The organism is Streptomyces sp. NPDC057900, from assembly GCF_042887885.1.
In the GTDB taxonomy this organism is placed as follows: Bacteria; Actinomycetota; Actinomycetes; order Streptomycetales; family Streptomycetaceae; genus Streptomyces.
In genome coordinates this window covers 1-13,399 of sequence record NZ_JBHVOI010000019.1, presented here as the reverse complement: position 1 = coordinate 13,399, position 13,399 = coordinate 1, and the positions used below count along the sequence as shown (strand labels likewise).

Sequence of the window (13,399 nt, the reverse complement as noted above, 5' to 3'; positions counted from 1 at the left end):
CGAAGCCCCCGGCGGTCGCCAGGGGCTGAGGTAGGCGGTGCTCGTTGGTGGTGTTCGTTCCGTAGTGCTGAATGCTGCTCAGCGGTGCTGGATGGTGTTGTCCGGGCCGTGGCGTGAGGGCTGCCGGAGAGCGATGACATTCGCGTTCGGCCCGGGTCCGCTTCCCGCCCGGCGGGCACCTGAGAAGAAGGTTCGGCCGCTGCTCCCGCCTGACGGGACGTACGACTGATCGGCCTTTTCTTGCAGGTCAGAGACGTGTGGCGTGGTCTCCATGACAGTGGATATCAAGGTCATCCGAGCCGGTCAGATGTACCGCTACTACCTGCGCCAGACCGTCGTCGGCGACGGGCGCCGCCCGGCCCGCACGCCGCTGCGCGCCGCCCAGGAGCAAGCCGGTGTCCCGGCCGGGCGATGGATGGGCCGCGGACTTGCCGCGCTCGGACTCGCGCCGGGTGAGGAAGTCACCGAGGTGCAGCTGCGGAACCTGTTCGGCGAGTGGGGCCGGCACCCGGACGCGGACCGGATCGAGGCCGACCTGCTCGCCAAGGGCGAGTCCCCGAAGAAGGCGTTCAAGGCCGGTGCCCTCGGACGTCAGGTGGCGGTCACCGGTGTCGACTTTGTGTTCCGGCCGCAGCCGACGATCTACCTCTTGTGGGCGCTGGGGGGTGACGAGACCCGGCTGGTGATCGAGGCCGCGCATGAGCGGGCGATCGTACGGGTGCTGGAGTGGATCGAGGACGAGGTCGCGGTGATCCGCTACGGCAAGGACGGAGCCCACCGGGTGCGGCCGCCCGGCGGGCTGGTCGCCGCGCGCTTCCGCCACTACGAGGCGCGCTCCGGGATGCCGCTGCTCCATGACCATCTGCTGCTGTCGGTGAAGGGGCAGCGCCTGGACGGGAAGTGGGGTTCGGTCCACTCCCTGGCCCTGTACGAGAACACCGTGGCCGCCTCCGCGCTCTACAACGAGCTCGTGGCCGCAGAGGTCTGCGAGGAACTGGGGCTGGCGACCGAGCCGCGCACCGTCACCCCGGGGCGCCGGCCTGTGATGGAGATTGCCGGGGTGCCGCACGACCTGATCCGCTGGACCTCCCGGCGCAGCGACCAGATCGCCGCCTGCAGGGAGGACCTGGAGCACGAGTACGTCACCGCCGTCAAAGACGACGGCACCCTGAAGTTCCTTCCCGTGGTCTCCGAGACCACCCGCGCCAAGCTGAACGGGATCGCCGCCCGCAAGACCCGCCCGCCCAAGCAGAAGACCCGGCCGATCGCGCAGCTGCGCGCCTGGTGGAAGACGAGCGCGATCCTCACCTCCGGGGTCGCCGCCGACGTCATCAACTCCCTCCTCGCGTACGCCCGCGCCGCGGCGGCCGCGATCCGGGCCCGGGTCGCCGCCGTGGTCGACGTCGCCCTGGCGGCCGTCGACGTCGCCGCGGTGGTGTTCGTGATGAACGGCGGCGGCCGGTTTCACCGCCGGCACCTGCTCGCCGAATCCCGCCGCCACCTCGCTCTGGTCCTGCGCGGCCGCCGCCGCGACCCCGGCCTGGACGAGGACATCGTGCGCGCCGCCATCTCCACGTACTGCGTGGACATCAGCGAGCCGAAGTCCACCCGCGGCCTGTTGGCGGACTACCGGCTCTACACCGCCCGGTGGGCGCTGTCCGATCTCGTAACCGCCCGACGCCCGCCTGCCGCTGTCCCCGACCCGGACCGACTGCCGCCGCCGGGCACACCGGCCTTGTTGACCTTGGCCACTCCCCGGCCACCGGGCCAGGCAGTGGGGGAGCGGGCGATACCCCGTGTCCCGCTGAGCTACGACCGTGCCGTCCTCGCCGGTGCGGCCGTACGGGAGAACCTGCGCGCCTCAGTCGTGCGGGGCCCGGCGTACGACGTCGTCGCGCACCAACAGGCGGCGATGCCCGAGCAGCTGCTCGCGCCCGAGGACGACGACCACGAGCCGGAGGCCGGACCTCGGGAGGCGATCGACATGACGGCGCTGCGGACCTTGAGGGAGTCCCGCACGGACGTGGAAGCCCTCGATCTCACTGCCGACCGGCTGCGCCACCTCCAGGACACGTTCACCAAGGCGGCCGACAACTCCCGCACCCGCGCGACCCGCTACACCGAACAGGACGACGTCGACGCGGTGCGCCCGGTGCGCCAGGACGACCAGCAGGCGCACCGCCCGCCGGAGCCCGGACCGCACCGGGGCCGGGAGGCCGGCCACTGAGCACGCCTGCCTCCACCCGGCCCACTCCACCGCACCAGTGCGCCTCGTGCGCGTGGCTACGGGCGCACGGTCATGGACTGGACGGTGCGGGCCCACTCCAGGTGTTCGTCGCGCATGGTCTCCAAGGTGGCGGCGGTGTCTCCGTGGTCGTCGGGGTCGGGGATGACGTTTTCGACGAAGCGGATGATGCTGCGGGCGGTGCCCAGCACGGCCGTAGTGGGGGAGTCGTGCGTCCAGTCCCGGAGGGCGGACAGCAAGATGCACCCGACCTCGTCCAGGGCGAAGGAGTCCGCGTGCGGCTCCCCCTCGCCCAGGACCCCCGTGACGGGGAAGACGATGTTCTCGGCGAGCCGCAGCAACAGGAAGGCCAGCTCTGGAGTGGCCGACGTGCGGCCGGAGACGTAGTTCCCGCCGCCCATCTGCAGAGCGAGGAGGTAGTCGAAAGCGAGGTCGACTTCCTCTGCGGTGAGCGGGGTACGGGACGGGATCAGGTACGGCATGGAGGTCTCCTCAACTGGGTGGTCGCCGCGCGGATCGCGACGACTCCCAGCAGCCTCGGACGATCGCCCTGTGGACAGGGGCCAGAGATTTCTCCCCGCGAGATCGGACCGCCGACCCTTTGTCCAGGTCGGCCGCACTGCCGCGAGCGCCACGTTTTCCCTTGACTACCCCGGCTACCGGCCGCCGTGAGACAGCGGACAAGGGGTCCCCCTGCACGCTGCTCCTTCGGACCGGACGCCCCGGCCGGGGCAGCGAAGGAGAGAAGACGATGACGATCACCCACTCAAGGGGCGGGGACAGGCAGGCCACAAGCCGACCAAGCCCATAAGGCCACCTCGTGGCGGGCAAGCCGCGGCAGGCTCCTGCGGGCCCCACTGCGCAGGGCCCTGGGGAACCCTCTTTGGTGCCCGACCCTCCGAGGCAACGGAAAACCCCTGCTCAGGCCGTGAATCGGCGCGAATTCCGCACCGTCACAACCCTCTTCTCTCCTTCGAGATCCAGACCGGCGTCGCGCTGATGACCGAGCTCGGGCAGTTCGGTGTCGGCGGCCGCGCTCTGTACGACCCGCGTCCCGGCGAGCGGAACTACTGGGACTGGTCCGGCGACACGCCCTGACCACACCACCCGGCGGTGGGGGTGTAGCGCAGACCTGTTTGGTGCCGCGAGGATGGGCGGAACATAGGCAGAGGCAGGGGCACAGGCAGATGGACAACTTTTTCGAACGAGTGGGACGCGTCTGGCCGGCGGAACGCCGCGACCTGCACTGGCACATTCTGCCGACCCCAGGCGAGGCCGACGCGCTGGCCTCGCCGTACCAGGGACTCTCCGTGCCGGGGCTGCAGAGCGTGCCGCCGCAGTGGATGCACTGCACGCTGCTGCACACCGTCGGCCTGGGGCGTTCCGCCGTTGACCTGGACGCGCTCCTCAAGGACGTGGCGAGCTTCGCGCAGACGGTGCGGCCCTTCACCCTGACGTTCGATCGGCCCTCGATCGGTGCGACGGCCGTGGAGATCAGCGGATGGCCCGGACTGCCCTTCACACGAATCGTTGACGGCCTGACCGAGGCGATGGTCCGCACCAGAAGCGTCTTCACGGCAGCCCCGAGCCGTTTCCCCCATCTGTCTGCCGCCTACGCCGCAGAGGGTGCCGAGGATGTCGACGTCCTCAGCCTCAAGGCCGAGTTGGCACATATCGAGCAGACGCTGTCGGCAACCGTGGTCGTCGACCGGCTGCATCTTGTTGAGCAGTGGCACGACGGCGCTCACATCACGTGGAAACCTGTTGCGACGGTTCCTCTTGCGGGGGTGACCGGATGACCGGCTTCCCTGGCGTCAGCCCGATACACGGCGACAAGGTGCTGCTCACGCTGAATGCGGCCGAGGTGACGTTCACCGGGACCGTCACCTCGCAGGGCGTCCTGCGCGAGGGCAGGGGGTTTGTCGAGCTCACCGTGCCCGACGTCGACCCGCAGCAGCGACGGGACGTTGAGCGGGCCCGGCAGTTCCAGTACGAGCTGTACCGCGGCGGTGTATTGCTCTACTCCTCACCGTTTCTGACGCTCAGCGAGACCCGGCGGACAGGCGACGGCTCGCTCGTGATTGCCGGATCCCCCTGAAGAGATCGAAGCGCTCAGTCGCATCTGCCCTGGATGCCTCCGCCGCGAACGGCGCCAAGGCGCCCGCGAACGGCGGCCCGAGCCGCGCACCTGGCCGATCAGGGAACGTCACCTTCCCAGACCCACGGGCCGTCAGGGTGGCTGAAGGTCGGTGCGTACGAAGCTCGCCCGCCGGGCCCGTACATGGTGTGAGGGGTGATCAGGTACGCGCCGGTGGTGATCTGCTCGTCTGTCCAGCCGGTCACGTCGATCAGCTCTCCGTCCAGCGGCCCGCCGGTCAGCTGACGGTAGGTACGGCCGGGCCGAGGGCCAGTTTCCGGGTTGTCGTGCTCGGTGCCGTACACCCGCGGTGCCTGTGTCATGCGGCCAGTCTGGCGGTGGCCCGGGGTGGCCGTGGGCGAGGACAGGAAATCGGACCCTCGTGAGTGAACCGTGTGCATGCCGGCGCCAGCCTGTACGGGCCAGGACGACGGGCCCTGGTGCTCGGTGCCATGTTGCCGCCCGGGTTCATGCCGGTGAGGGTTCGCTCTCCGGCTCAGACCGTCTCGCTGTCCGGCTGCTCGTGGGCGTGCTGCAATACCATCCGGGCCTGGACCACGCTCTCGTCCAGCCCCGCCCAGTACGGGTGCGTCATCACGGTGGTGCTCAGCTCCAGCAGCTCGGCCCGGTACTTCTCGACCTGCTCGCGCTGCTCCGGGGTGTAGCCGGGGCTGTCGGATTTGCTGGAGCGGTAGCCGGAGTAGAGCTGTTTGTCCGCCTCCCAGCCGGGCATCGGCTCCGCCGACCACGGCAAGGTCCGGGCGTACTGCTCCATGGCGGCACGGGTGCGGTGGAGGGCGAGCTGGGCGTCTCGCAGGTCCTGGGGAAAGTCGTACGCGGGCATACCTGAATAGTACGACTGTTCGAATTCCGTGCGTGAAGGCACGCCGCCTGCCGCGCCCGCGCCCACCCGGACGGCCCCGCGTTCCCCGCCGGCCCGGGTCACCGGTTCGGGTATTCAGGACTCGTCGGTACCCGGGGTCGGGCAGGGTCGGAGCAGCAAGCAGACGATCGAACAGCAGGGTGGGGTCATGTGGGAGACCGAGGAGTTCGGCGCGTCGCATCAGGGGCGCCCGGGGGCGGTGCTGGCCGACGGCGCAGAGCCGAAGCCGGTGTACGTCGACACCGGCAGCGGTGCGGAGATCCACAAGATCAGCGACTGGTGGATCTACGACGGCACCCGGCGCGCCCCGCTCGCGACCGCACTGCGCGGATCGTGCTCGTGCGGCTGGCGCGGCACGGATCTGCAGCCCCTGGACTGGCAGGAGGTCAGCGACGCCGGAGGCCCGGACCTGTACGACACCACCGGCCCGGAAACAGACTGGGACCAGCACATCGACGACATCGAAGCCCGCACCATCCCCGTCCCCGACGACCTCACCGCCCTCCTCGCCCAGCTGCGCACCCGGCTGGACACCCTGGCCGTGGATGCACCGCTTGCCGCACTGAAGGTCATCGGCGCCCTTGAGCGCACCAGCGCCAATACCGGAAAGGCCGCCGCCTACGCGGTCGATACCGACGAGAAGCCCTGGGGCATGATCGCCACCGCCCTCGGACTCACTGAGGCCGATGCCCGCGCCCTCGTCATGCGCTACAGCCGGCGCTTCTGAGTCGGCTGTGGTCCGCCGGCCGACCGTGTTTGGTACTGGGTCGCTGTCCGGCGCAGCGTCCTCGGTGGCGGGGAGGCCCAGGCGTTCACCCGTTCGGGGTAGCGGCGATGCCCGGCCGCTGGAGATTCCTTGACAAGTTCGGCGAATTTCGCAGGCCCCCGGAGGGGGAGCGTGGCGGTGGCGTCGGGGGTGGCGCGGTTCACGCGGGCGTACATCGCGGGTACCGAATACGGAATGTTTGAGGCTGTTGCCCGTTTCCAGTGACCGTATTTGACCGATCGTGAACCCTTTGATGCCTCAACGCCTGCTCGGTTGATTGGCGGGTCGACGGTGGGCACCCATGCCCACGGCACTACTTTCTGGCACCAAGCAGCTGCGCTTGGTAGTACAGTCCGATTCCCGGTTTCGCCGGGCACGCAAGGACCCCGGCTACTGGTTGGTCGCCTCACCGGGGCCTCTTGCCGCACCTCAACGCCTGCCTGACACCCTGAAGAAAGGGAATCCTCTCGTGTCCAACCGACGTCGATCTCGTCTCCCCGCACGTGCGCCTGCACCTACACGGAAACCGAGTCGCGAACGTATCATCCCTGGTCCGCGCATGGTTCAAACACCGCAGTGGGATGTCACAGCTGTCACGGCCCGCGGAAGTCTGCTCATCGTCGTGCTGTGCCTGCCCTTGCTGATGGTCCCGGGCTTCGTCGCGTCCGGGGTGCTTCCCTTTCTGGCGCTTTTCCTGACGGCATCTCACGGATCGTTGCTGGTCCGCCAGTGGGTCCGCCGCCGCTGACCTGACCGGCCGTGTGGCGGGAGTCCAGCTCCCGCCACACGGCCGCACATCAGATCCCTCACCGCGCCACCCGGGCGGGCGGGCGCAGATACCCGCCACCGCACCCCGAAAGAGGTTCCCGTGTCCATCCGTTCGCACCCCGGCCCCCAGCCGTCGGCCCGCAACGGGCCCGCCATCGACCCCGACCGGGCCAAACGCTGCACCGAAGCCGTACGCGACATCGCCGAAGATCTCATCGTCGTTGCCGACGCCTTCCTCAACCGCGCCTCCGACAACGCCGCACCTACCACCGAACTGCTCCACATCGTCACCACCATCAACGCCCTCGCTCAGGAGGCAACCGAAGCCCTCGTCGTACGCCAGCGGTCCCAGGGTGAACCCCTCAGCGACCTCGCTCCCGAACTCAAGGTCACCGAGGACCGGCTCCGCAAGAAGTACGACCCCCAGGCCATCGACCAGGCCCTGGCCAGGCGCAGCCGGCCCATGCGTGCCCCTCTCGCATCCCCCCGGCTCGACGACTTACCGACCACCAAGGCCTTGCTCCGCCAGCCTCACCAGCGCTTGGCCTGCGGGCTCACCCGCATGTGGAAGCAGTCCGGTGTCTCACAGCGCGCCCTTGCCCAGGTCATGACCGTCGATCCGTCTTACGTCTCGCGCATGCTCTCCGGCGAGCGCGTCGTCACCCTGCAGCACGTGAAAGTCATCGCCGGCCAGTGCGGTGGCAACCTCGACCTGGTCAAACCTCTCTGGGAAGCCGCCAACGGCGTACAGGCCACCATCGACCCTGCCCGCGCCCTGCGCTCCTACCTGCGCGCACTTCACTACGCCGCCGGATCCCCCAGCGACACACGGATCATCAACTCCGTCCAGCGCACCATCAGCAAGACCGAACTGCGCCAGGCATTCGACGGCCCCGGCACTCCGGGATGGCCGGTCGTCCAACAGCTCACCATCGCGTTTCAGAGCCTGCCCGAGATCACCCGACCGCTGTGGCGCAGAGCTCAGTGCGCGGACGACAACACCTCAACGATCTCCGCCGGCGCATTCGGCTGACCACTACCGATATGAGAAAGCCCATGAAGTCAGCGCCCGGCGTCCTTATCAATGCCTTCTACGCGTTCTACGACCTGCACCGTCCCGCTTACCGCGCCTACGCAGCAGCCTGCCTCGCCCCGGAGGAAGCTCAGATAGCGGTCTCCCATCTATTCGACCTCGTAGCCAGTAACTGGACCTCCGTAGTCCGCGAACCCGACCCCGCGGCCTGGGCTTGGCAGCACCACACCCAGGCCGTGGCCCGACGTAGCGGCCGTACGCTGACGGCAGTGGAGGAAGCATTGCTCCTCCACGAGGAGCTGCAGCTGAGCATTGACAAGATCGCCACTGTGACAGGGACCAAGCCGGCGGCCGTCAGCACGCTCCTGGCCGCCGCCCGGCGGTGCCCTTCAGCATCACCGACTGGACAGCGGACGAGATCCAGACTGCCGTCGCCCTCATGACCGAGCTCGGGCAGTTCGGCGTCGGCGGCCGCGCTCTGTACGACCTACGACCCGGCTGGCGGGCCCGCAGTGACTGGTCCGGCGAGACGCCCTGAGGCTCCGCCAGGCGCCTTTGGCGAGCCGCCTATTGAAGAAGTTATGGCCAATGGTTCGACGGTGTGGGTGGCACGGAAAATCAGTGATGGATTCCGGTCCACCGGAGTACGTTGATCGGTAATCAATTGCACGTGGGTGAAGCGAGGCGAACATGCAGGACCCTGCGGTTGTTGGTACGCGTCGATCGCGGATCGCGGAGCTTCTCCGACAGCTTGACCCCGACGTCCGCACGGCCCTGCACTTCGACGATGCGGCGGTTATCGGCGCAGACCTGCTGATCTCGATGTGCCGGGCCCTCATGGACACAGGCAGCGAACAGCCCTGGCAGGACCGGGTGGAGTCCACCTTCGAGGAGTTCGATCTTTCCGACGTGGAAACGGGGCTCGACCACATTCTGGAGCAAATCCAGAACAAGGATATGGCGATATCCTGGCTGAACTCCTTCAAGGGGGTGAATTACCGTGCCTTCGCGCTTCGTCTGCTCGGAGCCGCTGACTTCAGACGGCTCGCGGACGCGGTGAAAGAGGACGGCGCGATCGTAGCTCTGGCCGTGCGACGCGGACTCCGTGGATTGATGCCGTTCGCCGTGGCGTGGAGTGACGCCGTCAGCAACATGACGGAGAACCAGAGGAAGGCCGCCTCGAAGACCGACATCATCGGCCTTGAGGTCGTGCAGATGGTCATCATGGCGGACGAGGCGTTCGGCAAGAAGTTCGTCTCCACACTCCCCATGGAGCTCACAGCCGCCACCGCCGACGACCTCGTCGGCTGGCGGCCCGACGACATGACGGAGATCGTCTCCGCAATCCGGCACCGGGTGGCCGATTCCTCGTCGAAGAGGCTGGAGCGTGAAAACTCCCAGCTCGTCAGGAAGATCCGAGGCGCCAAGGACGCCCTGACGCACTCCGCGGACGGCATCTCGCAGGCGGCCAACTCGCTGATCGAGCTGATCGACCGGATCATGCGGGAAGCGTTCACCAAGGAAGAAGTCATGGCCTGGGTTGAAGCCAACCTGCCGGACGAGCCCGGACTGACCTTCGAGAAAGACGACACCGTCTTGCCGAACAAGCGGGCGGAGGCCCTGTGCTTCGTCTACCGCGGCGGTCCTACGGCGCGTGAAGCCAACGACCACGACAACGGCCAAGGACCGACCCTCATTCACGATGTCCTGGCCCGCGTGATCGTGGCCACCCGCACCAGCCTCCAGAAGTTCAAGCACGACGACGCTGGAACACAGGAGGAGAGAGACCAACTGTTCTCTCTCCTCGCAGGCCTGGAGGGAGCGCTCCTGCTGGGCCTCTCCATCAGCCAGATCGACAACAAGCGAGACCAGCTCCTCGACAACCTTGAAGCGTAGAGGCTCCCGATGTCCTCGGCTCTGCAGTACTGCGCTCGCCCTGCGCGTACGACAGACGTCGCCGGAACCGGTACGGCGACGCACCCTGACCCGCTTACAGCGACGGGCCGCACGGAGTTCTCCGTGCGGCCCGTCGACATCTGTCCCAAAGGTTCACCGGCTCACGCGGATGCGCGCGCCCCCTTGTGGGCGCCGGCCACCGCCCCGGCCTCCAGCGTCGCCACGATGTCGTCGGCCTGTTCGTGTCCGATCCCGGCGGCGGCCAAGGCCTGGAAGACCGTGAACCGCGCCGCTGTGGCCTCGTGCTGGTGGTGGCTGATGCGGGCCAGCTCCTGGCCGTACGCGTCGGCGTCGTGCTGCTCGGTGCTCACGCGGTGCCTCCCTTGTCTGTGCGGGTGCGATTGGCGACCCACTCCGGGTCGCGTACGGGCGCCGGCACCGGTACCCGCGTCTCGGTGGCCGGAGCGCGCATGATGCGCCAGCTGGTGCGCGGCGCGGTGACGACGTGGACCAGTACGACGACGGCCTGGCGACCGGAGCCGCCCCGGGCCCACGGCCCGGTGAAGCGGACCTGATCGGCTACCCAGTCGCCCGCGCGCCGCCAGGGGCGAAGGCGTCCGAGCAGATAGCCGGCCGCGAGCGCGGCGGCCGCGATGATGACAATGCCCATCACGACCACCGCATCCCGACCTGGGACAGCTGCTCCATCCGCTCCGGGGACAGCGTCGCGGCCCTGCTCCGCTGGTTGCTGACCCATGCCCCCAGACGGAACTGGAGTTCCAAGCCGTCTTTGGAGAGCACGGTCTCGACATGCTTGCGGGGCACCTGGAGGTGTCCCTCGCGCTCGAAGAACTGCCGGGCGGCCGCGAGGCTGGCACTCCACTTGTCGGCCTGCGTACGGCGCGGTTTCGGCCTTTCCTCCTCGGTTGCGGGCGTGATCCCGAGGACCTGCTCGCACATCCACTGCTGCACGCCACTCAGCTGGTCCCAGCCGAGCCGCACCGACGTCACCCACCGCCCGAGGTCCTCGCCCTGGCGCAGAACCTCGCCCGCCTCGGTGGGCAGCGCCTCGCCCGCGTCCAGGTGCATCCGGACCAAGTGGAAGGAGCGCTGCCAGGTTACCGGCCAGCTCGGGCACCAGGACGCGTCGATCTCCTCCAGCTGCTCGCGCCGCTCGTCCGAGAGCGCCCCGGCCGACGACTCCACCAGCAGCGCCTCGGCACGCCGCTGCTCGTTCTCCTGCGCCTTGCGGGCGGCGGCCCGCGCGTTCTTGAGCCAGATGCCCACCGCGGCCCCCTGGAAGGTGGCGTCCACCGGGGCCAGGAGGTGGCCGTGTTCGGCGGCCCACCCGCGCGCGGCGGTCAGGCCCTCCTCCCACGCGACGTCGAAGTGCGACCAGATCATGCCGAGCTTCTCCAGCTGGGCGACACGGTCCTCGTCCATGTTGCCGCGGGCGTAGAAGCGGCGGGCATCGGCGGTCCACTGCCCCAGCGGGAACCCGGCGAGCGAGGCCGGCCACCCCTCGCCTTCCGCCTCCTGGCCGTCGACGGCAGCGGGCACGCGGAACGTGAACGGCACCCGCAGGTCGCCGCGTTCGCGGGCGTAGATCACAGCGGCCTCCACGCCACGGCGCCAGTGCTCATGCTCGGGATTGATGACCCGCAGGTTGATGAACGCGGCCAAAGCGGCCGGGTCGCGAGGCGTGGAGAACTTCAGCAGGGCCTTGGCGGGGGCGCTCACGCCCCCGGAACCCTCACCGCTCCCCTTGCTGCTCTTCCCGTTTTCGTCCTTGCTGACAGGCTTGTAGGCGCTTGGGGCCTGCTGCTCCGCGAGGGTCTCCACGATCCTCGCGTCGTGCGCCCGCAGCGCCTCCAAGAGCTTGGCCAGCCCGCCGAACGCCCGGGAGGTCAGCATGTTGTCCGCCGTCTCCCCGGGCCCAAGCAGCACCGGCACCACGAGCGAGGCCACCTTGCCCTCGCCCGGCTGCATCCGCAGCGCCCGGCCGACGGCCTGGACCAGGTCGGGCATGGAGCCGCGTACGTCGGCCCAGTACACGGAGTCGCAGTTCTTGGTGTCGACGCCTTCGCCCAGGACCTTCACCGAGCACAGGAAGCATTTCTCGACCACGATGCCGTCGGTGGCGATCCCGGCCGCGAACTCGCCCAGCAGCCTGCGGCGGTGGAGCGGCTTGTGATCGCCGCACAACCAGTCCGCCCAGATCGTCTTGGGATACAGCTCGGGGTCACTTGCGTGCAGCTGCGCGGCGACGTCGGGAAGGCCGGCCGCGAACGCCTCGGCCTCCTTCACCATGTGGTGGAAGACCAGCGTGCGGTTGAAGCCCTCCTCGGCCGACGCCTTCACCAGGGCGGTCTGCAGAGCGGCGATCCGGGCCCCGCGGACCTCTGCTGAGCGCCCTTCGGCGCCCAGGAGCTGCGCGGCCTGGAGCGCGGTGTCGGCGACGTCCACGCAGACGACCTGGTAGGGGGCACAGATTCCCCGGTCGATGGCCTCCGAGAGGGTCAGGGTGAAGCAGCGGCTACCGAAGGGGCCTTCGGGGTTGTTTTCCATGCTCGCCACCAGCTCGCCCGGTGCGCCGCCCTCGTCCTCGTCCCCGAGCTGCCACAGCCGCGGCGTGGCCGTCATGTAGAGACGCCGAAGGGAAGGGATCTTCTGGTTGTCGTGGACGACCGCCCACGGCTTCCCGATCCGGCCCGAAACGCGGTGGGCTTCGTCCACCACGATCAGGTCCCAGGCCGGGAGGCCCCCGGCGTGCGCGCGCTCCAGCGTGCCGAGTCCGAGGCTCGCGTACGTGGCGTACACGGTGACCTTGTCCAGGCCCCGCGTCCACTCCACCAGCTCGTCTACATCCGTGGTGTTGGGGAAGGACACCTCCTCACCCCGCAGCGAGGACGCCCCGATCATCGGCCCCCGGCGGCCCCCCTCGCGCCACGCGGCCTCGGTCTGGGCGAGCAGATCCAGCGAGGGCACGAGCACCAGCACACGGCCCGCGTGGAGCTCCTCCGCGCTGCGGACCGCCACCCGGGTCTTCCCGGACCCGGTCGCCATGATCACCTGTGTTCGAAGCCCTCGCGCGGGCACAAGTGATCTTGCAGGCAATTCGAGGACACGCAGGACCGCGTCAATGGCTTCTCGCTGGGCGGCCTCGCGCTGATCGGCACGGTTAGTGGTCGACATATCCGTCTGCCTTCTCCTGGGTGCCGTCCGGTCGACTGGAGCGGCGGGAAACGGGAAACATGCACGTAGACGAGCTGCAAGGGTTATGGCTGAACTGACGCGATAGGCTTGCTGATCTGCCTCATCGAGCACTGTCAAGGCTGTGTGGTGGATCTCGATAACCCCCGAAGCGCTCCGGGATGGTGTGCTCTAAGTCCATAGTCTATCTCGTACTGAAAAATGAAGCACAACGAATGGCGAGATTCCCTGCAAGCCATTCAGGCACCTTGACAGGCCCTCAGCCCCGGCCTCTCGCCCGAGTGGCCGGCCCCGTGTTCCCGCCACTCTCCCGGACCCGTTCGTTACCCCCTCCCTGTTGCTGCTGTTTGTGGCGTGAGCCCTGGTGGGTGGGCCGCGCGCAGCGTGGCACACCTTGCCCGCAGGGGAGTTGGGGGCGCATCCGGGGTGGCTGGAGCGCAGCGGAGGCCACGGGTCGA

13 protein-coding genes are annotated in these 13,399 nt (G+C 68.7%); 7 read left to right on the top strand and 6 right to left on the bottom strand.

Going from position 1 to position 13,399, the window contains the following annotated elements; translation table 11 throughout:
- Nucleotides 1–271 precede the first annotated feature (271 nt).
- Nucleotides 272–2,227 carry a MobF family relaxase gene (mobF, locus tag ACFVQ0_RS35455; protein ID WP_390093305.1) on the top strand — a complete coding sequence of 652 codons (1,956 nt, stop codon included), beginning with the start codon at nt 272–274 and terminating at the stop codon, nt 2,225–2,227.
- Nucleotides 2,228–2,283: 56 nt separating this feature from the next.
- Here mobF and ACFVQ0_RS35450 read toward each other — a convergent pair whose 3' ends face one another.
- Nucleotides 2,284–2,727 carry a hypothetical protein gene (locus tag ACFVQ0_RS35450; protein ID WP_390093304.1) on the bottom strand — a complete coding sequence of 148 codons (444 nt, stop codon included), beginning with the start codon at nt 2,725–2,727 and terminating at the stop codon, nt 2,284–2,286.
- Between the two features lie 705 nt (nt 2,728–3,432).
- Here ACFVQ0_RS35450 and ACFVQ0_RS35445 point away from each other — a divergent pair.
- Nucleotides 3,433–4,044, top strand: coding sequence for a 2'-5' RNA ligase family protein (locus ACFVQ0_RS35445; RefSeq protein WP_390093303.1), 612 nt, complete (start codon nt 3,433–3,435; stop codon nt 4,042–4,044).
- Nucleotides 4,041–4,343, top strand: a complete 303-nt coding sequence (locus tag ACFVQ0_RS35440; protein WP_390093302.1) for a hypothetical protein — start codon at nt 4,041–4,043, stop codon at nt 4,341–4,343. The genes ACFVQ0_RS35445 and ACFVQ0_RS35440 overlap by 4 nt, the downstream gene beginning before the upstream one ends.
- Before the next feature lie 98 nt (nt 4,344–4,441).
- On the opposite strand, the gene ACFVQ0_RS35435 is transcribed toward ACFVQ0_RS35440, so the two are convergent.
- Nucleotides 4,442–4,705 (bottom strand): hypothetical protein, encoded by a 264-nt coding sequence (locus tag ACFVQ0_RS35435; RefSeq protein ID WP_390093301.1) that lies wholly within the window; start codon nt 4,703–4,705, stop codon nt 4,442–4,444.
- A 173-nt stretch (nt 4,706–4,878) separates the two neighbouring features.
- Complete coding sequence (locus ACFVQ0_RS35430) at nt 4,879–5,226, bottom strand: hypothetical protein (protein WP_390093300.1); 348 nt, start codon at nt 5,224–5,226, stop codon at nt 4,879–4,881.
- A 187-nt stretch (nt 5,227–5,413) separates the two neighbouring features.
- Between ACFVQ0_RS35430 and ACFVQ0_RS35425 the strand changes: the two genes are divergently transcribed.
- The 4 genes from ACFVQ0_RS35425 (at nt 5,414) to ACFVQ0_RS35410 (ending at nt 9,728) form a co-directional block, all read left to right on the top strand.
- Nucleotides 5,414–5,992 carry a hypothetical protein gene (locus ACFVQ0_RS35425; RefSeq protein ID WP_390093299.1) on the top strand — a complete coding sequence of 193 codons (579 nt, stop codon included), beginning with the start codon at nt 5,414–5,416 and terminating at the stop codon, nt 5,990–5,992.
- Between the two features lie 907 nt (nt 5,993–6,899).
- On the top strand, nt 6,900–7,832 hold the full coding sequence (locus tag ACFVQ0_RS35420) for a helix-turn-helix domain-containing protein (protein WP_390093298.1): 933 nt from the start codon (nt 6,900–6,902) through the stop codon (nt 7,830–7,832).
- A gap of 382 nt (nt 7,833–8,214) precedes the next feature.
- Nucleotides 8,215–8,370, top strand: a complete 156-nt coding sequence (locus ACFVQ0_RS35415) for a hypothetical protein (protein ID WP_390093297.1) — start codon at nt 8,215–8,217, stop codon at nt 8,368–8,370.
- Between the two features lie 152 nt (nt 8,371–8,522).
- On the top strand, nt 8,523–9,728 hold the full coding sequence (locus ACFVQ0_RS35410; protein WP_390093296.1) for a hypothetical protein: 1,206 nt from the start codon (nt 8,523–8,525) through the stop codon (nt 9,726–9,728).
- A gap of 161 nt (nt 9,729–9,889) precedes the next feature.
- Here the strand turns inward: ACFVQ0_RS35410 and ACFVQ0_RS35405 are convergent, their stop codons facing one another.
- From ACFVQ0_RS35405 to ACFVQ0_RS35395, 3 genes are read right to left on the bottom strand one after another with little or no spacing between them, the layout of a single operon-like run.
- Complete coding sequence (locus ACFVQ0_RS35405) at nt 9,890–10,099, bottom strand: hypothetical protein (RefSeq protein ID WP_390093295.1); 210 nt, start codon at nt 10,097–10,099, stop codon at nt 9,890–9,892.
- Complete coding sequence (locus ACFVQ0_RS35400; protein WP_390093294.1) at nt 10,096–10,398, bottom strand: hypothetical protein; 303 nt, start codon at nt 10,396–10,398, stop codon at nt 10,096–10,098. The genes ACFVQ0_RS35405 and ACFVQ0_RS35400 overlap by 4 nt, the downstream gene beginning before the upstream one ends.
- Nucleotides 10,398–12,923 carry a Helicase associated domain protein gene (locus ACFVQ0_RS35395; protein ID WP_390093293.1) on the bottom strand — a complete coding sequence of 842 codons (2,526 nt, stop codon included), beginning with the start codon at nt 12,921–12,923 and terminating at the stop codon, nt 10,398–10,400. The genes ACFVQ0_RS35400 and ACFVQ0_RS35395 overlap by 1 nt, the downstream gene beginning before the upstream one ends.
- Nucleotides 12,924–13,399: the final 476 nt, after the last annotated feature.